Genomic DNA, 19,013 nt, shown 5'->3' with positions numbered 1-19,013 from the left:
CATGACGCTGTACGTGCTCCTCGAGGGCGTGATCGCCTTCCTGCTGGTCGCCGGTGGCGCCTTCGCCTTCATCGGCTCACTGGGCATGGCCCACCTGCGCGACTTCTACATGCGCCTGCACGGGCCCACCAAGGCCACCACCCTGGGGATCGGCTGCATGCTGGTGGCCTCGATGCTCTATTTCTGGGTGATCGACGGCAAGCCCGACATCCAGGAGATGCTGATCACGCTGTTCCTGTTCATCACCGCCCCGGTCAGCGCCCACCTGCTGGCCAAGACCGGCCTGCACATGCAGCTGCGGCACGAGGACAAGACCCGCGGCAACCCGCCCGAGCTGCGCGACGAGGAGATCGGCGAGAAGCCGGTGCCCCACCCCGATCGCGGCCACGGCTGACACCGTTCAGGCCCGCCAGTGGCGGGTCCGATGCAGGGTGGACAGGGTTCGACAAGCAGTGGCAGGGCCTACACCCAGCCACCCAGCTCGTTGTCGATGATCGAGAGCAGCGCGGCGATATGGTCGTCGCGATCATTCAGGCAGGGAATGTAGGTGAAGGTCTCGCCGCCGGCTTCGATGAAGGCGTCACGAATCTCCTCCTCGATCTCCTCCAGGGTCTCCACGCAGTCCGACGAGAAGGCCGGCGAGACCACGGCGATGTGCTTCCTCCCCTGGCGGGCCAGTTCGGCGACATGTTCCACGGTCGCCGGCCCCACCCACTCCTCGGGGCCGAACTTGGACTGGAAGGCGGTCTGGATCGCGTCGCCCTCCCAGCCCAGCCGCTCGCGCAGCAGCCGCGTGGTCTTCTGGCACTGGCAGTGGTAGGGGTCACCCTCCAGCAGGTAGCGCTTGGGCACCCCGTGGTAGGAGGCGACCAGCACCTCAGGCGGCGTCTCGGCGGCGTCATAGGCCTCGCGCACGGAGCTCGCCAGGGCATCCAGATAGTCGGGATGCTCGAAGTAGGCGGGCACGGTGCGGATCGCCGGCTGCCACTTGAGCCGCATCAGGGTGCGGAAGGCCTGATCGTTGGCCGTGGCGGTGGTTGGCGAGGCGTACTGCGGATAGAGCGGGAAGAACAGGATGCGCTCGCAGCCAGCCGCCTGCATGCGCTTCAGCACGCTGGCGGTGGAGGGATTGCCGTAGCGCATGCAGAAATCCACCATCACGCCCTCGCCGTACTGGGCGTGCAGCCCCGCCGCGACCTTGCGGGTCTGCTCCCGGGTGATGGTCAGCAGCGGGCTCTCGTCCCTCTCGGTGTTCCAGATACCGCGATAGGCCTCGCCGGACTTGAAGGGGCGCCGCGAGAGGATGATCAGCTGCAGCAGCGGCTGCCATTTCCAGTCCGGGTAGTCGACCACTCGCTTGTCGGAGAGGAACTCGCTCAGGTAGCGGCGCATCGACCAGTAGTCGGTGGCATCCGGCGTGCCCAGGTTGGCCAGCACCACGCCGACCTTCGGCCGTGCCACCGCCGGGTGGTCGGCGGGGGCATGGGCCAGCCGGCCGCTGCCCGGTACATCCAGGTCGGGGGAGGCCTTGTCCGGGTTCGAGGGGGTCATGCGCGAGCTCCTTCGGGTCGATGAGACGATCGCAACTAGTCTATCAGCCCGCTCGCCCCGGGTGGGATGAAGTTGTACTATGATCAGGATTTGTACAGCTTGAGGTAAGTACCATGCCCCGCCCGCTCGTGCTGCTGCTCGGCGACCAGCTCAGCCACGCCATGGCCAGCCTGCGCGACCCGCCGGACGGCACGGTGGTGGCGCTGTGCGAGGTGGCCGCCGAAGGCACCTATGTGCCCCATCATCCCCAGAAGATCGCCCTGATCCTCTCCGCCATGCGCCACTTCGCCACCGAACTTCGCGACAGGGGCCACCGGGTGCACTACAGCGCCCTGGACGACCCGGACAATGCCCAGACGCTGGTCGACGAGGCGGAGCGCCTCGCGGGCCTCTACGGCTGCGACGAGGTCCGCGTGGTGCGCCCCGGCGAGTGGCGGCTGTGGCAGGCGATGCGCGGGCGCGAGGACGCTGCCCTGCCCTGGCGCCTGATGGAAGATGAACGCTTCTTCACCACACCGGAGGAGTTCGCCGCCTGGGCCAAGGGCCGCAAGGCCCCGCGCATGGAGCACTTCTACCGTGAGCAGCGCCGCCGCACCGGCCTGCTGATGGAGGAGGGCAAGCCGTCGGGCGGCCAGTGGAACTTCGACCATGATAACCGCCAGCCGCTGCCCGCATCGCGCGAGGTTCCCGACCCGCCGCACCACCGCCGTGATGCCGTCACGGATGAGGTCCTGGCGCTGGTGGCGGAGCATTTCGGCGAGCACTTCGGCACCCTCGAAAGCTTCCACTGGCCGGTGACGCGCCGTCAGGCGCTGGTGGAGTTGCGCCACTTCATCGAGCACCTGCTCCCCGACTTCGGCCGCTACCAGGATGCCATCCGCGACGCCGAGCCCTTCCTCTTCCACTCCCGGCTCTCCCCGGCCCTCAACCTGGGCCTGCTCTCGCCCCGGGAGGTGTGCGAGGCGGTGGAACGCGAGTATCTCGAGGGGCGCGCGCCGCTCAACTCCGTCGAGGGCTTCATCCGCCAGGTGCTGGGCTGGCGGGAGTATGTGCGCGGCCTCTACTGGACGCGGATGCCCGACTACAAGCGCCGCAACGCCCTGAGGACGCGCCGTGGCCTGCCCGCGGCCTTCTGGAGCGGCGACACCGACCTGCGCTGCCTGAGGCGCGCCATCGAGATGACCCGCGACCATGCCTATGCCCATCACATCCAGCGGCTGATGGTCACCGGCAACTTCGCGCTGCTCTGCGACGTGGCGCCCGAGGCCCTCTGCGACTGGTACCTGGCGGTCTACGCCGATGCCTGCGAATGGGTGGAACTGCCCAACACCTTAGGGATGGTGCTGCATGCCGACGGTGGCCTGATGGGCTCCAAGCCCTACTGCGCCTCGGGGAAGTACATCGACCGCATGTCGGACCACTGCCGGCACTGCCGCTTCGACCCGAAGCAGGCCACGGGGGCCGACGCCTGTCCCTTCAACAGCCTCTACTGGGCCTTCCTGGAGCGCCACGCCGACACCCTGAGCGGCAATCCGCGCATGAAGCTGATCTACGCCAGCCTGCGGCGCATGAGCGATGACAAGCGCGCGGCCCTGCGCGAGCAGGCCGAGGCCTTCCTGGCACGGCTCGATTCCGCACCCGCCTACGGCCAGGGCATGCATCGGGCGGGCTACGAGGCCCCACGGGAGACGACACCATGACACGCCGCGAGACCCTCGAGGCCCGCGCCCCGGCGACCCTCTATCACGACGGTCACTGCCCGCTGTGCCAGCGCGAGGTAGCCTGGCTGGCGCGCCATCCGCATCGCGCGCGGGTCAGGCTGGTGGATATTCAGTCACCGGACTTCGACGCCACCGCGCTGGGCACCAGCTTCGAGGTGATGATGGGCCGGCTGCACCTCCGCGACGCCGGAAACCGCTGGTACATCGGCATGGATGCCAGCCGGGCACTCTACGCGGTGCTGGGCTATCGGCGGCTGGTGTGGTTGAGCACCCTGCCGGGGATCGCGGGCATGCTGGATGCAGGATATCGCGGGTTCGCCCGCCGCCGGGTGCGCCTGGGGCGCTGGCTGGAGCGGCGGCGGAAAGTCAGGGATAGGGGGTAGGGTCAGAAGACCAGCGGCATGCGCGAGGTCAGCGGATCCTGGTAGTGGGCCTCACGACCGATCATCTCGTCGTGGGGCACCTGCTGGACCAGGTAGGCGCGATGGATGCCGGCACGCTTGAGCTCCAGGTAGACGTCATCCAGCGAGCGGAAGAGAATCGGCTTGGCGGCATGGGTCAGCATGTGGCGTTGTCCCTCCACGTCCTCCAGCTCGACCTGGTAGAACCGGCTGCCAGCATGGCCGATCACGCGGATCTCGAAGTTGTCGTGGTGGGCCACGAAGGCTTTCAGTTGCTGGAAATCCATGGGTCCTTCCTCCTGATGTCCGGGTCGATGATGTCGAGATACACGATCGGGCACAGCCTGACTGCACCCGATGACGGTGTCATGTCGTCGACGTTACCTTGCTGTGACCCTGACCATTCCGTCAGGTTCCGGACCTATTGATATTCGGAGGGATCGATCGCCTTGCCGAGGGAGTTGCGGTCCACCCAGTTGCCGGCCTTGGTCTCCTTGTAGCGAAACACCACCCGGTCGCCGATCTGGACCGGCAGTTCGGAATCCTCGGTCTGGTAACTGTAGGCCTCGCCGTCCACCACCAGGTGGTAGCGATAGAGGTCGGGCATCCCCAGCCACTCCTTGAAGGGGCCTTCACGCTCCATCGACTGGAGCTCGCCGCGCCCTTCGAGCTTGGGGGTACGCCGGCGATTGCCGCGTCGGAATCCGCCTGCCATGCTGCCTCCTTCCTGTGTGATTCGAGGGCTCGGCATTATACGGAGCCGGTCTCGGGACTCAAGGGCACGCTCACTCGCCGAAGGCCTCGCGGTAGCTGTCCGGGGCCAGATCCTCGAAGCGGGTGTACTTGCCGATGAACGCCATGTGCACGGTACCGATGGGGCCGTTACGCTGCTTGCCGATGATCAGCTCGGCCAGCCCCTGGCTGTCGGGGTTATCCGGATTGTAGACCTCGTCGCGATAGACGAAGCCGATGATGTCGGCATCCTGCTCGATGGCGCCGGACTCGCGCAGGTCCGACATCACCGGGCGCTTGTTGGGGCGCTGCTCCAGCGAGCGGTTGAGCTGGGAGAGACAGATCACCGGGCAGCCGAACTCCTTGGCCAGCCCCTTCATGGAGCGGGAGATCTCGGAGATCTCGCCGGTGCGGTTCTCGGAGAAGCCGGGGATCTGCATCAGCTGCAGGTAGTCGATCATGATCAGCGAGAGGTTGCCGTGCTCGCGTACCACCCGGCGGATCCGCGAGCGCATCTCGTTGGGCGAGAGCGCGGCGGTGTCGTCGATGAACAGCTGCTTGTCCTTGAGCAGGTTGACCGCCGAGGTCAGGCGTGGCCAGTCCTCGTCCTCCAGCTGGCCGGTACGCACCCGGGTCTGGTCGATGCGCCCCAGCGAGGAGAGCATGCGCAGCATCAAGCCTTCGGCAGGCATCTCCATCGAGAACACCATCACCGGCCGGTCACTCGAGATCACCGCATGCTCGACCAGGTTCATGGCGAACGTCGTCTTGCCCATGGAGGGCCGGCCGGCAATGATCACCAGGTCCGAGGGCTGCAGTCCCGAGGTCATCTCGTCCAGGTCGCGGAAGCCGGTCGAGAGCCCGGTCATCTCGCCCTGCAGGTTGAACAGCTCGTCGATGCGATCCACCGCCTTGGTCAGCAGCTCGCTCATGCCGATCGGCCCGCCCGACTTGGGGCGCTCCTCGCTGATCTGGAACACCAGCCGCTCGGCCTCGTCGACCAGCTCGTCGGCGGGGCGCCCCTGGGGGCTGAAGGCGCCGTCGGCGATCTGGCTGGCCGCACGGATCAGCTTGCGCAGGGTGGCCCGCTCGCGAACGATATCGGCATAGGCGCGGATGTTGCTGGCGGACGGCGTGTTCCTGGCGAGTTCCGCAAGGTAAGCCAGCCCCCCCACGGTGTCGAGCTGGTCGCGCCCCTCCAGCGCCTCGGAGAGGGTCACCACGTCCAGCGGCCGCCCCGCCTCGGCGAGGCCGGCCATGACGTTGAAGATCAGGCGGTGCTCGTAGCGATAGAAGTCATCCGCCACCAGGCGGTCGGCCACGTTGTCCCAGGCCTGGTTGTCGAGCATCAGGCCACCGAGCACGGACTGTTCGGCCTCCAGCGAATGCGGCGGCACCTTGAGGGCGGCGGTTTCCCGGTCGAGGGCGAGGGGTTCGTTCATGGTGCGCGGACCTTCAGGGTGAAAGGGGCAGGCTCATTCTACGCGATGGCACGCCCCGACCCCATGCCCGCAGCAGGACGGCGACGCGAACTCATGACATGACGCATGACACAAAAAGGGGGCAAGGATTCACTCCTCGCCCCCCCTTCAGGCACGCCCGGCGGGCATGCCGTCACGCCGGCCTTACTCGGCCACGACCACCACACGCACGGTGGCATCGACTTCGGCATGCAGGTGCAGGTCGATGTCGTACTCGCCGGTCTGGCGAATCGGGCCCTGCGGCATGCGCACTTCGCTCTTGGCGACCTCGATCCCGGCGCTGGAGATGGCCTCGGCCAGGTCACGCGGACCGATCGAGCCGAACAGCTTGCCCTCATCGCCTGACTTGGCGACCAGCGACAGTTCGATGTCGTTGAGCTGTTCGGCACGCGACTCGGCCACGGCCTTGCGCTCTGCGGCCTGGGCCTCGAGCTCGGCACGCTGGGCCTGGAAGGCCTCGATGTTCTCCTTGGTAGCCGGAACGGCGAGGCCGTAGGGCACCAGGTAGTTGCGGCCATAGCCGGGCTTGACGGTGACCTGGTCACCCAGACCGCCCAGCTTGCCAATCTTGTCGAGCAGAATGACGTCCATTCTCGTAAACCTCTTGTCAGTGGCTGCGGGCCAGTCGTCCGCGGAAGTCCGCGAACGTGTCGATGAAGGCCGCGAGCAGCACGATGAGAATCATGGGCCAGGTGGTGATCAGCAGCACATAGAAGGCGACCAGCCACAGCCCGTTCATTCCCTTCAATCCGATAAAACCATGCACCAGCGCGATGCCGGCCACCAGCAGCGGCACCCAGGCCAGCATGCCCAGGGCAGGGAGCTCAAGGACGGCCCCCAGCACCCCGAGCACTACCAGCACGGCGAGCTCCCGGGGCGCCAGGCGCAGGCCGTGGAACTCCTCGCGGAATCCACCGGGATTATAGAGCCCGGCCTGCCAGCCGCGCGCCAGGGCCAGACAGGCCACCGCGGCGAGCAGCACGATCAGCGCGGTCACGCCGCTGATCAACAGGCTGGCCAGCTGCTCGGTGTCCATACCCTGGCGGGAGAGCTCGGCGAGCATCGCCGCGATATCCGGCGACCCCTGGCGCAGCTGCTCCAGTACCGGGCCAGCGCCGCCCGGCGGCAGGAAGATGTCCAGCTGGATCATCGCTGCCCCGGCCAGGGTGCCGGCGAGGAGTGCCTCGCTCCAGCGCAGCCGCGAGCGCAGCACCACCGCCATCAGCACCACCAGCAGGACGCTGGCCAACGGGATGACATCTCCCTGGGTCCACCACCAGCCAGCCGGCACCGCCGCGGCGATGATCACCGGCAGCGACGCGGCCAGGCCGTGTCGCAGTGTGACCAGCGCCGCCACGGCGGCCCCCAGCCAGAACAGCCAGGGAATCGCGGTGGCCACGGCCGCCCCGGCGGCGGCGTGGGGCGTACCGCGCATCATCCAGCGGGCGACGGGCAACATCACGCGCGGTGCATTACTGGTGGCTGTCGGTGTAGGGCAGCAGCGCCAGGTAGCGTGCCCGCTTGATCGCGGTGGACAGCTGGCGCTGGTAACGGGCCTTGGTCCCGGTGATGCGGCTGGGAACGATCTTGCCGGTCTCGGTGACGTAGGCCTTGAGCGTGTCCAGATCCTTGTAGTCGATCTGCTTCACGCCTTCAGCGGTGAAACGACAGAACTTGCGGCGACGGAAAAAGCGTGCCATGGGGAAGACTCCTTCAGAGGTGCGAGGGGATGACTCAGGCGGATTCGGTGCTGCGCGGCTTCTCGTCGCGACGGACACGCTTCTCTTCCACCGGCTTCATCATCGGTGAGGCCTCGGTGATGGCTTCCTTGGCACGAACCACCAGGCTGCGGATGATGGCGTCGTTGAAGCGGAAGATGTTCTCGATCTCGTCGAGGGTCTCGCCGCTGCACTCGACATTCATCAGCACGTAGTGAGCCTTGTGGATCTTGTTGATCGGGTAGGCCAGATGGCGACGGCCCCAATCCTCGAGGCGATGCACGGTGCCGCCGTTCTCGGTGACGAGGCCGGTATAGCGCTCGACCATGGCCGGGACCTGCTCGCTCTGGTCCGGGTGGACCATGAAGACGATCTCGTAGTGACGCATGGGATCTCCTTGCGGTTTGGCAGCTTCCACAGTGGCGACCTCGTGTCGCTCAGGGGAAGCAAGGAGTGATTGTCATTAAGACAGGAAGACCCGCTCGTAAGACGAGCGGGCGCAGGTATTCTAATGATACAGGGCCCGACTGGCAAGGCGGGCGTGGCTCAGTCGCCTGCCGATGCCCCCTGGCGCTGGCGCACTGCCTCGAAGAGGCAGATCCCGGTCGCCACCGAGACATTGAGGCTGGAGACGCTGCCGGCCATGGGCAGCTTGACCAGAGTATCGCAGGCCTCGCGGGTGAGGCGACGCATCCCCTTGCCCTCGGCCCCCATCACCAGCGCCGAGGGGCCGGTGAAGTCGGCCTCGAAGAGACTCGCCTCGGCCTCGCCGGCGGTGCCGGTGATCCACACGCCGAGCGCCTTGAGCTTGGCCATGGCGCGGGCCAGGTTGGTGACCTGGTAGACGGGCATGCTCTCGGCGGCCCCGCAGGCCACCTTGCGCACCATGGCATTCAGCGGCGCCGCCCGGTCCTTGGGCACGATCACCCCGTGCACCCCCGCGGCATCGGCGCTGCGCAGGCAGGCACCGAAATTGTGCACATCGGTGACGCCATCGAGCACCAGCAGCAGCGGCGGCGCCTCATGGGGCCAGCCCTCGAGCCTCAGCCACAGCGAGGTTTCGCCCTCGAAGGCGAGCGGCGTGGCGAAGGCGACGATGCCCTGGTGGGAGGCGCCCTGGGCGAGACGGTCGAGCTCGTCCCGGGGACGCGAGTGGAGGCGCGCCCCTCCCTGGCGGGCCACCTCGACCAGCTCCGCCAGGCGCGTGCCGGCACTGCCCTCCTGGACCCAGACCTCGCGGGGCACCTCGCCGCGGTCGAGCAGCGCCCGCACCGCATGCACCCCAAACACCGCGTCGAGCCCCCCCGGCGGCGCCGGCGCCCGAGGCGCCTCCCTGCCGGGGTGTCGACGCGCCTTGCGCTCCTGCCCCGGCCTGCTGTCGTGCCGGGACTTGTGGCCTGACGCCATCAGCCGCGCGCCCTGGAGCGACGAGGGCCACGCCGGCGCCGGCCGCTCTTGCCCGACTTGTCACCGGGCTTGCCGGCACCCGCCTCCGCAGGCTTGTCGCCCCCGCGGCGCTTGCGTGCCGTCCGCTTGGGGCGCGGCTTGTCATCGGCCAGCTCGAAGTCGATCTTGCGATCGTCCAGGTCGACGCGGGCCACCTGTACGGTGACGCCGTCGCCCAGGCGGTAGCTCATGCCGCTGCGCTCGCCCTTGAGGCGGTGCTTCTCGGGCTCGTAGTGGTAGTAGTCGGAGGGCAGCGAGGTGACATGCACCAGCCCCTCCACATAGACCTCGTCGAGGCGCACGAAGATGCCGAACTGGGTCACCGAGGCGATGCTGCCGTCATAGACCTCGCCGAGCTTGTCGGACATGAACTCGCACTTGAGCCAGTCCTCCACGTCGCGGGTGGCGTCGTCGGCACGCCGTTCGGTCATCGAGCAGTGCTCGCCGAGCTCGAGCATCTGCTCGAAGGTGTAGGGTGCCCACTTACTGGGCGGCTCCACGCTCGCCCCCTCGGCCCGCAGCACGGTATTGGTCTGGCGCGGGCCACGGATCACCGAACGGATGGCGCGATGAACCAGCAGGTCCGGGTAGCGACGGATCGGCGAGGTGAAGTGCGCATAGGCCGGATAGGCCAGGCCGAAGTGGCCATCGTTCTGCGGCGAATAGACCGCCCGGCTCATGGAGCGCAGCATCACCGTCTGGATGACATCGGCATCGTCGCGCCCCTTGATCGCCTCGGCCAGGTCACGGTAGTCCTGGGGGGTCGGGTCGTCACCGCCACCCAGCGACAGGCCCAGCTCGTTGAGGAACAGGCGCAGCTTGTCGAGGCGCTCCGGCGAGGGCTTCTCGTGGATGCGATAGAGCGCCGGCAGGTCGTGCTTGTCGAGGAAACGCGCCGTGGCCACGTTGGCCGCCAGCATGCACTCCTCGATGATCTTGTGGGCATCGTTGCGCGAGCGCGGGACGATCTTCTCGATCTTGCGCTCATCGTTGAAGACGATGGCCGTCTCGGTGGTCTCGAAGTCGATGGCGCCCCGCTCCACCCGGGCCTCGCGCAGCAGCGTATAGAGCGAGTGCAGGTTCTTCAGCGACGGCACCAGCTCGCGGTACTCCTCGCGCAGGGCGTCGCCCTCTTCCCCCTCGTCGTCGAGGATGGCGGCGACCTTGTTGTAGGTAAGGCGCGCATGGGACTGGAACACCGCCTCGTAGAACCGGTAGCGGCTGATCGCCCCGTTCTGGGAGATGTTCATCTCGCAGACCAGCGCCAGGCGATCCACCGCCGGGTTCAGCGAGCAGAGCCCGTTGGAGAGCAGCTCCGGCAGCATCGGCACCACCTGGCCCGGGAAGTACACCGAGTTGCCGCGGGTGATCGCCTCCTGGTCCAGGGCACTGCCGGGACGTACGTAGTGGGAGACGTCGGCGATGGCCACCAGCAGCTTCCAGCTGCCCGACTTGGTCTTCCAGGCACAGACGGCGTCGTCGAAGTCCTTGGCGCTCTCGTCGTCGATGGTCACCAGCGGCACGTCACGCAGGTCGATGCGGGCGTGCTTGTCCTGCTCGGCCACCTCGGCGGACATGCCGGCGATCTGGTCGTGGACATCCGGCGGGAACTCGGCGGGGATCTCGTAGCTGCGGATGGCAATGTCGATCTCCATCCCGGGATCCATGCGCTCGCCGAGCACCTCGACCACCTCGCCCACCGGCTGCACCCGGGTCTCGGGCTGCTGGACGATCTTCGCCGAGATCACCTGGCCGTCCTGGGCACCGCCACAGGCGCTGTGGGGAATGATGACCTCCTGGGTGATACGGGCGTTCTCGGGGATCAGCACCCCGAACTCCGGGGTGTTGGCGCGGTAGACGCCGACGATGGTCTGGGTGTTGCGCGCGAGCATCTCGACGATGGTGGCCTCGTCACGGCCCCGGCGGTCACGCCCGCTGACGCGCACCAGCACATGGTCGCCATGGAAGACGCGGCGCATCTGCCGCGGCGGCAGCACCAGGTCGGGCTTCTTGCCGTCGTCGCGCAGCAGGAAGCCGAAGCCGTCGCGGTGCCCCAGCACCTTGCCCTTGATCAGGTCGAGCTTGTCGATCAGCGCATAGGCGCCGCGGCGGTTGCGCAGCACCTGGCCATCGCGCTCCATCGCTGCCAGGCGCCGGCGAACCGCCTCCTGGAGCTCCTCGTCCTCGAGGCCCAGCTGCTGGCTCATCGCCTCGTGGGTGAGCGGCTTGCCGACCTCCTCCAGGCGAGCGAGCAGGTACTCACGGCTGGGAGCGGGCTTGTCGTACTTGTGGGCTTCGCGTTTGGCGTGCGGATCGTCGCTGAGCGTCCAGTGGGTCATGCGGTGGGAATCCTTGGCGGCATCGGGAGCAGCGTGATCGAAAGGGCGCGGGGACGACGTCCGGCGCGTGGCATCTGGTATTGCGGGTCGATTGTCATGGGCGCAGTATAGCGCCGGTGCCCCCGTCACCCAACCATGGCGGCGCCGGCGACGCCTGGCAGACGGCAAAAAATCCTGCTCGGCGGGGCCGGATGCGCTTGCATCGGCGAACGAATCCGGTACCATACGCCTCGCCTGCCCAGATGGCGGAATTGGTAGACGCGCTAGCTTCAGGTGCTAGTGTCCTTATGGACGTGGAGGTTCAAGTCCTCTTCTGGGCACCATCGGTATTCCGTCGACCCTCGACCGGATGCCAGGGAGTTCGCTCCCACGCTCTTTGTCAGCTCGAATCGCTCGTGTTCGCCCAGGTGGCGGAATTGGTAGACGCGCTAGCTTCAGGTGCTAGTGTCCTTATGGACGTGGAGGTTCAAGTCCTCTCCTGGGCACCATCGCTCAAGCGATGCTCGCGAACACGACGACAGCATGATGCGCCCAGGTGGCGGAATTGGTAGACGCGCTAGCTTCAGGTGCTAGTATCCTTACGGATGTGGAGGTTCAAGTCCTCTCCTGGGCACCACTTCTTCTCGCGTCATGCAGACGAGACCACATAGCAGCCCCCACAGGAAACCGCGACACCATGCTCGCGGTTTTTTTGTGCCCGCCGTTCAGAAGCGCCCGGGCAGCCTGGCCACGGCCTCGAGCCCCCAGCCCGCGGTCTCCACCTCGGCCTCCAGTGCCGCGGCAGCCGCCTCGGGCAGCTGCGGGAAGAAGTCCAGGCCGGTGCGCACCTCCAGCTCATCGATGCTGACCAGGAAGTCATCCAGCGGCTCGTCGCCCACCACCCGCTGCGGCATGAGGAAGGCCAGGGCACGCGGCTGCTCGCCCGGCACCACCAGGATCTTGTAGAAGGCCTCGGGCACCTCCACCAGACCGACCCGGTTGAGCACGTTGTCCCGGAACGGCGCCGGGAAGACCGGGCCGGTGATCACCTGAAGGGTTCCGAAGCGAGGCACGAAGCGGTCCATCACCACCTCTTCCAGGCGCTGCCAGAGGCGCCGGTTGAGCTCGGGCCGCTGGGGCGACATGTTGCTCATCAGGAAGGTGTCGCGCTGCGCTTCCCTGCCATGGACCGCGGCGATGGCATAGTTGGGGGCAAGATGCCCCCGGTCATAGCCGCTGCCGAAATAGCTTTCCGGCGCGATCGGCCAGAGGGCCCGCCAGTCGCGCTGGAAGCCGGGACGCGGGCCGGCGCCGGGGTCCTCGACCGGGTGCAGCAGATAGCTGACCCACAGCGGGTTGACCCGCACGTCGGACCATCCCACCAGGAAGCCGTCGTTGCGCAGCACGCGGTGAAAGCTCAGCGGGGTGAGCTCCTGCCAGGTGGTGACGCCCTGCCAGCTGAGCCCGTCACGCAGCTCGCGCTCCTGGAAGTGCCAGAGCCCGGTGGCCACGGCCACGAACAGCGCCGTGATGCCGAAGCGCCGCACCTGGCGACGCCAGCGGTTGGCGGTGCGCCTTCGTCTTGCTGCCATGCCTGACCCTTCCCTGTCCGATCATGCGACGAGCCGCGGGGCCCGTGCCTTCCCTCACCAGCCCAGCGAGAACATGGTCTCCAGGTCGTGCCGGGAGTGGACCTGCATGGCATTGAGCGTCTCGGTGTCGCGAATGCCCTCGACGGCATTGAGGCGCCCGGTCACCAGCTCGGCCAGGCTCTCGAAGTCACGGGTGCGCGCGATGGCCACCAGGTCGTAGCGGCCACAGGTGGAATAGACCTCGCTGATCCCCTCGACATCGGCCAGCCGCTCCGCCACGGCCTTCACCTGGCCCTTCTCGGCGTTGATCAGAATCACCGCGTTCTGCATCGGACATCTCCCTGCTCTGCGCGCTTGCGCGCACGTCTCGTTGTGCGGCCGACCGGCCACCGAAGCTGGCGCGAGTATAGCAGCGCCATCCAGGTCGCTGAACCGAGGGGCCACCCGCGGGGTCCGGGGCTTCCCTCCATGGCCGTCGACTGTGCGGCGGATTGCCGCACAGGCCGCGGCCGGTTCGCGAACCCCCCATCAGTTTACTACCATAGAGCGAACGAACTCCGCAGGGACGCGCCTGTCGGACCAAGAGGTGGCTCGACCACCCGCCAAGAAGAAACGGGCACCACCCATGCCCACCGTGACCCCAGACCCACCGTGATGAGACAAGGAGAGACCATGGCCGACCATAGCCGTCGTGACTTCATGCGTAACAGCCTGCTGGGCCTTGCCGCCCTGCCCCTCGGCGCCGGCATCCTGTCGAAGAGCGCCTTCGCCCAGGACCTGCCGCGTCTCGACCCGAGCGCCGAGCAGGCCCAGGCCCTGAACTACGTCGAGAACGCCAGCGAGGCCAGCGACCATCCCGCCTACGAGGAGGGCGAGCGCTGCGACAACTGCATGTTCTTCCAGGCCGACAGCCAAGGCTGTCAGCTCTTCCCGCAGAACAGCGTAGAGCCGGCCGGCTGGTGCCAGTCCTGGACCGCACAGGCCTGACCCGAGGCCGCAAGGCCTGAACGAAGGAAAAGACCCGCGCCGGTGGCGCGGGTCTTCTCGTTCCAGCCTGCCCTTCGGTCCCGGCGGCCTCTCAGTCGCGCCGCTCCTCCTCGGGCAAGGGCCAGTGATAGCGGCGCACCACCTCCTCGTCCTGCACCGACTCCAGCCGAACCGGAAAGCCCCACAGCTGGTGGAGGTGGCGGATGACCGGATAGACGCTGCGCGCCAGCGGACGCCGACTGTCCTGGACGTGGCGCAGGGTCAGTGAACGGTCGCCGCGGATGTCCGCCGAGTAGACCTGGATATTGGGCTCGCGTACCGCCAGCGCGTACTGGGTGGCGAGGGACTCGCGGATGCGCCGATAGCCGCGCTCGTCGTGGATCGCCGCCACCTCCAGCATCTCCTCCTGGTCGTCGTCGACCACCATGAACAGCTTGAGGTCGCGGATCACCTTGGGTGACAGGAACTGCTGGATGAAGGATTCGTCCTTGAAGTTCTTCATGGCGAACTCCAGGGTCTCACGCCAGTCGCCGCCAGCGGTATCGGGGAACCAGTGGCGGTCCTCTTCGGTCGGTGCCTCGCAGATGCGCCGCAGGTCGGTGAAGATGGCGAAGCCCAGCGCATAGGGGTTGATGCCGCTGAAGTAGGGGCTGTCGAAGGCCGGCTGGTTGACCACCGCGGTATGCGACTGCAGGAACTCCAGCATCAGCCCCTCATCCACCAGGCCCTCATCGAAGAGCCGGTTCATCAGGGTGTAGTGCCAGAAGGTCGCCCACCCCTCGTTCATCACCTGAGTCTGGCGCTGGGGATAGAAGTACTGAGCCAGCTTGCGCACGATGCGCACCACCTCGCGCTGCCAGGGGGCCAGCAGCGGGGCGTTCTTCTCGATGAAGTAGAGCAGGTTCTCCTGGGGCTCCGGGGGATAGCGGCCGCCCTCGTGAAGGCCCAGCGGATCCTCCTCATCGGCCATGCCGGGCAGCGCATCCCCGCGTGGGCGGTTCGGGATGGTGCGCCACAGGGTGTTGACCTGGGCCTGGAGGTGCGCCTCGCGCTCCTTCTGGCGCCGCGCCTCCTCGGCGGCGGAGACCGGCGAGGGGCGCTTGTAGCGATCGACACCATAGTTCTGCAGGGCGTGGCAGGCATCCAGCAGCTGCTCCACCGCGGCCACGCCGTGGCGCTCCTCGCACTCGCTGATGTACTTGCGGGCGAACACCAGGTAATCGACGATGGAGGAGGCATCCGTCCAGGTGCGGAACAGGTAGTTGCCCTTGAAGAAGGAGTTGTGGCCATAGCAGGCGTGGGCCATGACCAGCACCTGCATCATCAGGGTGTTCTCCTCCATCAGGTAGGCGATGCACGGGTCGGAGTTGATCACCAGTTCGTAGGCCAGCCCCATCTGGCCGCGACGATAGGCCTGCTCCACGGCCAGGAACTGCTTGCCGAAGGACCAGTGGTGATAGCCCACCGGCATGCCCACGCTGGCGTAGGCATCCATCATCTGCTCGGTGGTGATGACCTCGATCTGGTTGGGATAGGTATCCAGGCGATACTCGTCCGCCAGGCGTGCAATCTCCTCCTCGAAGGCGTCGAGGATCTCGAAGTTCCAGTCGGAACCGGTGGCGATGGGCTTGCGTCGGGTCATGCTGCCTCCTCGGGCCGCCTGCTCTGGCGATCACGTGCTGGCAATGCGGCGCTTGAACAGCTCGCGGAAGACCGGGTAGATGTCCCCGGCCTCGACGATCTGGCGCATGGCGAAGCGCTCGTCATACTCCGCCTCCACTCGCTCGTACTCTTCCCACAGCGCCTGGTGGGCATGAGGGGTGATTTCCACGTAGGTGAAGTACTGCAGCCGCGGCATCAGGCGCTTGACGAGCAGGTCGCGACAGGTGATGGAATCGTCGTCCCAGTTGTCGCCATCCGAGGCCTGGGCCACGTAGAGGTTCCACTGCCCGGGGGGGTAACGCGCCTCGATGATCTCGTCGACCAGCGTCAGGGCGCTGGAGACGATGGTGCCGCCGGTCTCCCGGGAATAGAAGAACTCCTCCTCGTCGACCTCCTTGGCCGCGGTGTGGTGGCGCACGAAGACCAGCTCGACCTTCTCGTAGTTGCGCTCGAGGAACAGATAGAGCAGCAGGAAGAAGCGCTTGGCGATATCCTTGTGGGCCTGGGTCATGGAGCCCGAGACGTCCATCACGCAGAACATCACCGCCTTGCTCGAGGGCTGCGGCTGGTCGACCAGGTTGTTGTAGCGCAGGTCGTAGGTATCGATGAAGGGCACCGCCTCCAGGCGCTTCTCCAGGCGCTCGATCTCCGCCTTGAGCTCGGTGATGCGGGCGGGGTTGCGCAACACCGGGTCCTTGCGCTCCTCCTCGGCCAGCGCCTCCAAGGCCTCGCGCAGGGCCCGGCGGATCGGCGCACGCATGGCGATGCGCCGGGCCTGGGCCTCGCGCATGGAGCGCACGATGTTGATGCGCGCCGGCACCCCCTCCTTGGAGACCCCCGCCCGCACGGGGCGCACCTCGTCGAGGTCCACCAGGTTCTTGCGCTCCAGGTGGGGCAGTTCCAGGCCGTCGAAGACGAAGTCGAGGAACTCCTCGCGACTCAGGGTGAAGGCGAACTCGTCCATGCCCTCGCCCTGGTTGGAGGCACCGCCCTCCCCGGCGCCGTCACCCCCCCCGCCACCGCCGGGGCGGCGCAGCCGGTCCCCCTCGACGAACTCCTGGTTGCCCGGCGCGATGATGGCGCGCTTGCCCCCCGGGCCGTGCTGGAAGACCGGCTCGGAGATGTCCCGAGCGGGAATCGAGACCTTCTCGCCGCGCTCCATGTCGGTGATCGAGCGGCGGTTCACCGCCTCCTCGACCGACCGCTTGATATGGGTGCGGTAGCGGTCGAGGAAGCGCTGGCGGTTGACCGCGCTCTTGTGCTTGGCATTGGCTCGACGATCGATGAAATAGGTCATGACGACCTCCTCGGCCTACTGCGACTTGCGAACCCGCAGGTACCACTCGGAGAGCAGGCGCACCTGCTTCTCGGTGTAGCCGCGGTCGACCATGCGTGCCACGAAGTCCTCGTGCTTCTTCTGGTCCGCCGTCGAGGCCTTGGCGTTGAAGGAGATCACCGGCAGCAGCTCCTCGGTGTTGGCGAACATCTTGTGCTCGATCACCCCCCGCAGCTTCTCGTAGGACTGCCAGCTGGGGTTCATGCCGTTGTTCTGGGCACGGGCCCGCAGCACGAAGTTGACCACTTCGTGGCGGAAGTCCTTGGGGTTGGAGATGCCCGCCGGCTTCTCGATCTTCTCCAGCTCCTCGTTGAGGGCCTGGCGGTCGAGGAACTCGCCGGTCTCGGGGTCGCGATACTCCTGGTCCTGGATCCAGAAATCGGCGTAGGTGACGTAGCGGTCGAAGATGTTCTGGCCGTACTCGGAATAGGACTCGAGATAGGCCGTCTGGATCTCCTTGCCGATGAAGTCGACGTAACGCGGGGCCAGGAACTCCTTGATGAAGCGCAGGTAGCGCTCGAAGGTCTCGCGGGGAAGCTGCTCCTGTTCCAGGCGCTGCTCGAGGACGTAGAGCAGGTGAACCGGGTTGGCCGCGATCTCGGTATTATCGAAGTTGAACACCTTGGAGAGGATCTTGAAGGCGAAACGCGTCGACAGTCCCTCCATGCCCTCGTCGACCCCGGCCGCATCGCGGTATTCCTGGATCGACTTGGCCTTGGGGTCGGTGTCCTTGAGGTTCTCGCCGTCGTAGACCCGCATCTTGGAGTAGATGCTGGAATTCTCAGGCTCCTTGAGCCGCGACAGCACCGAGAACTGGGCCAGCATGCGCAGGGTATCCGGCGCGCAGGGTGCCTCGGCCAGCGAGGAGTGCTCGAGCAACTTCCTGTAGATGTTGATCTCCTCGGAAACCCGCAGGCAGTAGGGCACCTTGACCATGTAGACGCGGTCGAGGAAGGCCTCGTTGTTGCGGTTGTTGCGGAAGGTCTGCCACTCGCTCTCGTTGGAGTGAGCCAGCACCACGCCGTCGAAGGGGATCGCCCCCATGCCCTCGGTGGGGTTGTAATTGCCCTCCTGGGTCGCCGTCAGCAGCGGGTGGAGCACCTTGATCGGTGCCTTGAACATCTCGACGAACTCCATCAGCCCCTGGTTGGCACGGCACAGGCCACCGGAGAAGCTGTAGGCGTCCGGATCATCCTGGGAGTAGAGCTCGAGCTGGCGGATGTCTACCTTGCCGACCAGTGAAGAGATGTCCTGGTTGTTCTCGTCGCCGGGCTCGGTCTTGGAGATGGCGATCTGGTTGAGTCGTGAGGGGTAGAGGCGCACCACCCGAAATTCGGAGATGTCGCCGCCATACTCCTTGAGGCGCTTGGCCGCCCAGGGCGACATCACGCTCTTGAGGTAGCGCTGCGGAATGCCGTACTCCTTCTCCAGCAGCTCGCCATCCTCCTCGGGAGAGAAGAGCCCCAGGGGCGACTCGTAGACCGGCGAACCCTTGATGGCATAAAAGGGCACCTTCTCCATCAGCAGCTTGAGCCGCTCGGCCAGGGATGACTTGCCGCCCCCCACCGGCCCCAGCAGGTAGAGGATCTGCTTGCGCTCCTCGAGCCCCTGGGCGGCATGCCGGAAGTAGGCGACGATCTGCTCGATGGCCTCTTCCATGCCGTAGAACTCGGCGAAGGCCGGGTAGCGGCGGATCACCTTGTTGGAGAAGATGCGGGACAGCCGCGGATCCTTTGCGGTATCGATCACCTCTGGCTCGCCGATGGCCTCCAGCATCCGCTCGGCCGCCGTGGCGTAGGCCACGGGCTCCCGACGGCAAAGTTCCAGGTACTCCTGCAGGCTCATCTCTTCCTGCTGGACGCGAGCGAAGCGGTTCTGCACATGATCGAAGATGCTCATCGATGCCTCCTGTATGCCCGGTTCCCCGGCCACTCTGACATGGTGATGGCAGGCCGGGGGTGGGTCTCATCAGCGTAGACAGCATCAGCGGATAACGGTTTGCCTCACCAATCAACGCACCCGAGCCCTCACACCTGAGAGCCCGGCGAGCGCCACTGGGTTCATGAGG

General features: G+C 66.6%; 19 protein-coding genes and 3 tRNA genes. 7 read left to right on the top strand and 15 right to left on the bottom strand.

Going from position 1 to position 19,013, the window contains the following annotated elements; genetic code table 11:
- The first annotated feature begins 1 nt into the window (after position 1).
- Positions 2 to 394, top strand: a complete 393-nt coding sequence (locus tag M8009_RS05765) for a Na+/H+ antiporter subunit G (protein WP_250059829.1) — start codon at positions 2 to 4, stop codon at positions 392 to 394.
- A gap of 68 nt (positions 395 to 462) precedes the next feature.
- On the opposite strand, the gene hemH is transcribed toward M8009_RS05765, so the two are convergent.
- A complete protein-coding gene (hemH, locus tag M8009_RS05760; protein ID WP_250059827.1) occupies positions 463 to 1,551 on the bottom strand; it encodes a ferrochelatase in 1,089 nt (362 codons plus the stop codon).
- A gap of 113 nt (positions 1,552 to 1,664) precedes the next feature.
- Here hemH and M8009_RS05755 point away from each other — a divergent pair, with 113 nt between their 5' ends.
- Entirely contained in the window at positions 1,665 to 3,251 is a 1,587-nt protein-coding gene (locus M8009_RS05755) for a cryptochrome/photolyase family protein (RefSeq protein ID WP_250059825.1), read from the top strand.
- Positions 3,248 to 3,655, top strand: coding sequence for a thiol-disulfide oxidoreductase DCC family protein (locus tag M8009_RS05750; RefSeq protein ID WP_250059824.1), 408 nt, complete (start codon positions 3,248 to 3,250; stop codon positions 3,653 to 3,655). Before M8009_RS05755 ends, M8009_RS05750 begins: the two co-directional genes overlap by 4 nt.
- Positions 3,656 to 3,657: 2 nt before the next feature.
- On the opposite strand, the gene M8009_RS05745 is transcribed toward M8009_RS05750, so the two are convergent.
- The 9 genes from M8009_RS05745 to rnr form a co-directional block, all read right to left on the bottom strand.
- A complete protein-coding gene (locus M8009_RS05745) occupies positions 3,658 to 3,960 on the bottom strand; it encodes a DUF6482 family protein (protein WP_250059823.1) in 303 nt (100 codons plus the stop codon).
- 134 nt (positions 3,961 to 4,094) lie between these two features.
- Positions 4,095 to 4,388 carry a hypothetical protein gene (locus tag M8009_RS05740; RefSeq protein WP_250059822.1) on the bottom strand — a complete coding sequence of 98 codons (294 nt, stop codon included), beginning with the start codon at positions 4,386 to 4,388 and terminating at the stop codon, positions 4,095 to 4,097.
- A gap of 70 nt (positions 4,389 to 4,458) precedes the next feature.
- Complete coding sequence (gene dnaB / locus M8009_RS05735) at positions 4,459 to 5,847, bottom strand: replicative DNA helicase (protein ID WP_250059821.1); 1,389 nt, start codon at positions 5,845 to 5,847, stop codon at positions 4,459 to 4,461.
- A 183-nt stretch (positions 5,848 to 6,030) separates the two neighbouring features.
- The gene (gene rplI, locus M8009_RS05730) at positions 6,031 to 6,477 is read right to left on the bottom strand and encodes a 50S ribosomal protein L9 (protein ID WP_250059820.1); all 447 of its coding nucleotides are present in this window, start codon (positions 6,475 to 6,477) and stop codon (positions 6,031 to 6,033) included.
- A gap of 16 nt (positions 6,478 to 6,493) precedes the next feature.
- Positions 6,494 to 7,345: a YybS family protein gene (locus M8009_RS05725; RefSeq protein ID WP_250059819.1), complete on the bottom strand. Its 852-nt coding sequence runs from the start codon at positions 7,343 to 7,345 to the stop codon at positions 6,494 to 6,496.
- 13 nt (positions 7,346 to 7,358) lie between these two features.
- Positions 7,359 to 7,586 carry a 30S ribosomal protein S18 gene (gene rpsR, locus M8009_RS05720; RefSeq protein WP_013333281.1) on the bottom strand — a complete coding sequence of 76 codons (228 nt, stop codon included), beginning with the start codon at positions 7,584 to 7,586 and terminating at the stop codon, positions 7,359 to 7,361.
- A gap of 34 nt (positions 7,587 to 7,620) precedes the next feature.
- Positions 7,621 to 7,992 carry a 30S ribosomal protein S6 gene (gene rpsF, locus M8009_RS05715; protein WP_250059818.1) on the bottom strand — a complete coding sequence of 124 codons (372 nt, stop codon included), beginning with the start codon at positions 7,990 to 7,992 and terminating at the stop codon, positions 7,621 to 7,623.
- 158 nt (positions 7,993 to 8,150) lie between these two features.
- Entirely contained in the window at positions 8,151 to 9,011 is an 861-nt protein-coding gene (rlmB, locus tag M8009_RS05710; protein WP_250059817.1) for a 23S rRNA (guanosine(2251)-2'-O)-methyltransferase RlmB, read from the bottom strand.
- The gene (gene rnr, locus M8009_RS05705; RefSeq protein WP_250059815.1) at positions 9,011 to 11,389 is read right to left on the bottom strand and encodes a ribonuclease R; all 2,379 of its coding nucleotides are present in this window, start codon (positions 11,387 to 11,389) and stop codon (positions 9,011 to 9,013) included. The genes rlmB and rnr overlap by 1 nt, the downstream gene beginning before the upstream one ends.
- Before the next feature lie 236 nt (positions 11,390 to 11,625).
- Here rnr and M8009_RS05700 point away from each other — a divergent pair.
- From M8009_RS05700 to M8009_RS05690, 3 genes are all read left to right on the top strand, one after another.
- Positions 11,626 to 11,712, top strand: a tRNA-Leu gene (locus M8009_RS05700).
- Between the two features lie 78 nt (positions 11,713 to 11,790).
- Positions 11,791 to 11,877: transfer RNA gene (locus M8009_RS05695), tRNA-Leu, on the top strand.
- A 41-nt stretch (positions 11,878 to 11,918) separates the two neighbouring features.
- Positions 11,919 to 12,005 (top strand) — tRNA-Leu (locus M8009_RS05690).
- Positions 12,006 to 12,093: 88 nt separating this feature from the next.
- Here M8009_RS05690 and M8009_RS05685 read toward each other — a convergent pair.
- Together M8009_RS05685 and M8009_RS05680 are read right to left on the bottom strand one after the other, a co-directional pair.
- The gene (locus tag M8009_RS05685) at positions 12,094 to 12,960 is read right to left on the bottom strand and encodes a DNA/RNA non-specific endonuclease (RefSeq protein WP_250059813.1); all 867 of its coding nucleotides are present in this window, start codon (positions 12,958 to 12,960) and stop codon (positions 12,094 to 12,096) included.
- 54 nt (positions 12,961 to 13,014) lie between these two features.
- A complete protein-coding gene (locus tag M8009_RS05680) occupies positions 13,015 to 13,290 on the bottom strand; it encodes an Lrp/AsnC family transcriptional regulator (protein WP_023004511.1) in 276 nt (91 codons plus the stop codon).
- Between the two features lie 342 nt (positions 13,291 to 13,632).
- Between M8009_RS05680 and M8009_RS05675 the strand changes: the two genes are divergently transcribed.
- A complete protein-coding gene (locus M8009_RS05675; protein ID WP_250059812.1) occupies positions 13,633 to 13,947 on the top strand; it encodes a high-potential iron-sulfur protein in 315 nt (104 codons plus the stop codon).
- A 91-nt stretch (positions 13,948 to 14,038) separates the two neighbouring features.
- Here M8009_RS05675 and M8009_RS05670 read toward each other — a convergent pair whose 3' ends face one another.
- Genes M8009_RS05670 through M8009_RS05660 form a run of 3 tightly spaced genes read right to left on the bottom strand, consistent with a single transcriptional unit; the run spans position 14,039 to position 18,844 of the window.
- Positions 14,039 to 15,589 carry a SpoVR family protein gene (locus tag M8009_RS05670; RefSeq protein WP_250059810.1) on the bottom strand — a complete coding sequence of 517 codons (1,551 nt, stop codon included), beginning with the start codon at positions 15,587 to 15,589 and terminating at the stop codon, positions 14,039 to 14,041.
- Between the two features lie 30 nt (positions 15,590 to 15,619).
- Positions 15,620 to 16,906 carry a YeaH/YhbH family protein gene (locus M8009_RS05665; RefSeq protein ID WP_250059809.1) on the bottom strand — a complete coding sequence of 429 codons (1,287 nt, stop codon included), beginning with the start codon at positions 16,904 to 16,906 and terminating at the stop codon, positions 15,620 to 15,622.
- Positions 16,907 to 16,921: 15 nt separating this feature from the next.
- Positions 16,922 to 18,844 (bottom strand): PrkA family serine protein kinase, encoded by a 1,923-nt coding sequence (locus M8009_RS05660; RefSeq protein ID WP_250059807.1) that lies wholly within the window; start codon positions 18,842 to 18,844, stop codon positions 16,922 to 16,924.
- Between the last annotated feature and the right edge of the window lie 169 nt (positions 18,845 to 19,013).

This window comes from Halomonas gemina (assembly GCF_023554995.1).
GTDB classification, from domain to species: domain Bacteria; phylum Pseudomonadota; class Gammaproteobacteria; order Pseudomonadales; family Halomonadaceae; genus Halomonas; species Halomonas gemina.
The sequence above is the reverse complement of the archived record's forward strand: the minus strand, read 5'-3'. Positions and strand labels throughout refer to the sequence as shown.

Bases quoted from the DNA above. Each gene is read 5' to 3' on its own strand.
- M8009_RS05765 (WP_250059829.1), top strand. From the start codon at position 2: ATGACGCTGTACGTGCTCCTCGAGGGCGTGATCGCCTTCCTGCTGGTC.
- hemH (WP_250059827.1), bottom strand. From the start codon at position 1,551: ATGACCCCCTCGAACCCGGACAAGGCCTCCCCCGACCTGGATGTACCG.
- M8009_RS05755 (WP_250059825.1), top strand. From the start codon at position 1,665: ATGCCCCGCCCGCTCGTGCTGCTGCTCGGCGACCAGCTCAGCCACGCC.
- M8009_RS05750 (WP_250059824.1), top strand. From the start codon at position 3,248: ATGACACGCCGCGAGACCCTCGAGGCCCGCGCCCCGGCGACCCTCTAT.
- M8009_RS05745 (WP_250059823.1), bottom strand. From the start codon at position 3,960: ATGGATTTCCAGCAACTGAAAGCCTTCGTGGCCCACCACGACAACTTC.
- M8009_RS05740 (WP_250059822.1), bottom strand. From the start codon at position 4,388: ATGGCAGGCGGATTCCGACGCGGCAATCGCCGGCGTACCCCCAAGCTC.
- dnaB (WP_250059821.1), bottom strand. From the start codon at position 5,847: ATGAACGAACCCCTCGCCCTCGACCGGGAAACCGCCGCCCTCAAGGTG.
- rplI (WP_250059820.1), bottom strand. From the start codon at position 6,477: ATGGACGTCATTCTGCTCGACAAGATTGGCAAGCTGGGCGGTCTGGGT.
- M8009_RS05725 (WP_250059819.1), bottom strand. From the start codon at position 7,345: ATGTTGCCCGTCGCCCGCTGGATGATGCGCGGTACGCCCCACGCCGCC.
- rpsR (WP_013333281.1), bottom strand. From the start codon at position 7,586: ATGGCACGCTTTTTCCGTCGCCGCAAGTTCTGTCGTTTCACCGCTGAA.
- rpsF (WP_250059818.1), bottom strand. From the start codon at position 7,992: ATGCGTCACTACGAGATCGTCTTCATGGTCCACCCGGACCAGAGCGAG.
- rlmB (WP_250059817.1), bottom strand. From the start codon at position 9,011: ATGGCGTCAGGCCACAAGTCCCGGCACGACAGCAGGCCGGGGCAGGAG.
- rnr (WP_250059815.1), bottom strand. From the start codon at position 11,389: ATGACCCACTGGACGCTCAGCGACGATCCGCACGCCAAACGCGAAGCC.
- M8009_RS05685 (WP_250059813.1), bottom strand. From the start codon at position 12,960: ATGGCAGCAAGACGAAGGCGCACCGCCAACCGCTGGCGTCGCCAGGTG.
- M8009_RS05680 (WP_023004511.1), bottom strand. From the start codon at position 13,290: ATGCAGAACGCGGTGATTCTGATCAACGCCGAGAAGGGCCAGGTGAAG.
- M8009_RS05675 (WP_250059812.1), top strand. From the start codon at position 13,633: ATGGCCGACCATAGCCGTCGTGACTTCATGCGTAACAGCCTGCTGGGC.
- M8009_RS05670 (WP_250059810.1), bottom strand. From the start codon at position 15,589: ATGACCCGACGCAAGCCCATCGCCACCGGTTCCGACTGGAACTTCGAG.
- M8009_RS05665 (WP_250059809.1), bottom strand. From the start codon at position 16,906: ATGACCTATTTCATCGATCGTCGAGCCAATGCCAAGCACAAGAGCGCG.
- M8009_RS05660 (WP_250059807.1), bottom strand. From the start codon at position 18,844: ATGAGCATCTTCGATCATGTGCAGAACCGCTTCGCTCGCGTCCAGCAG.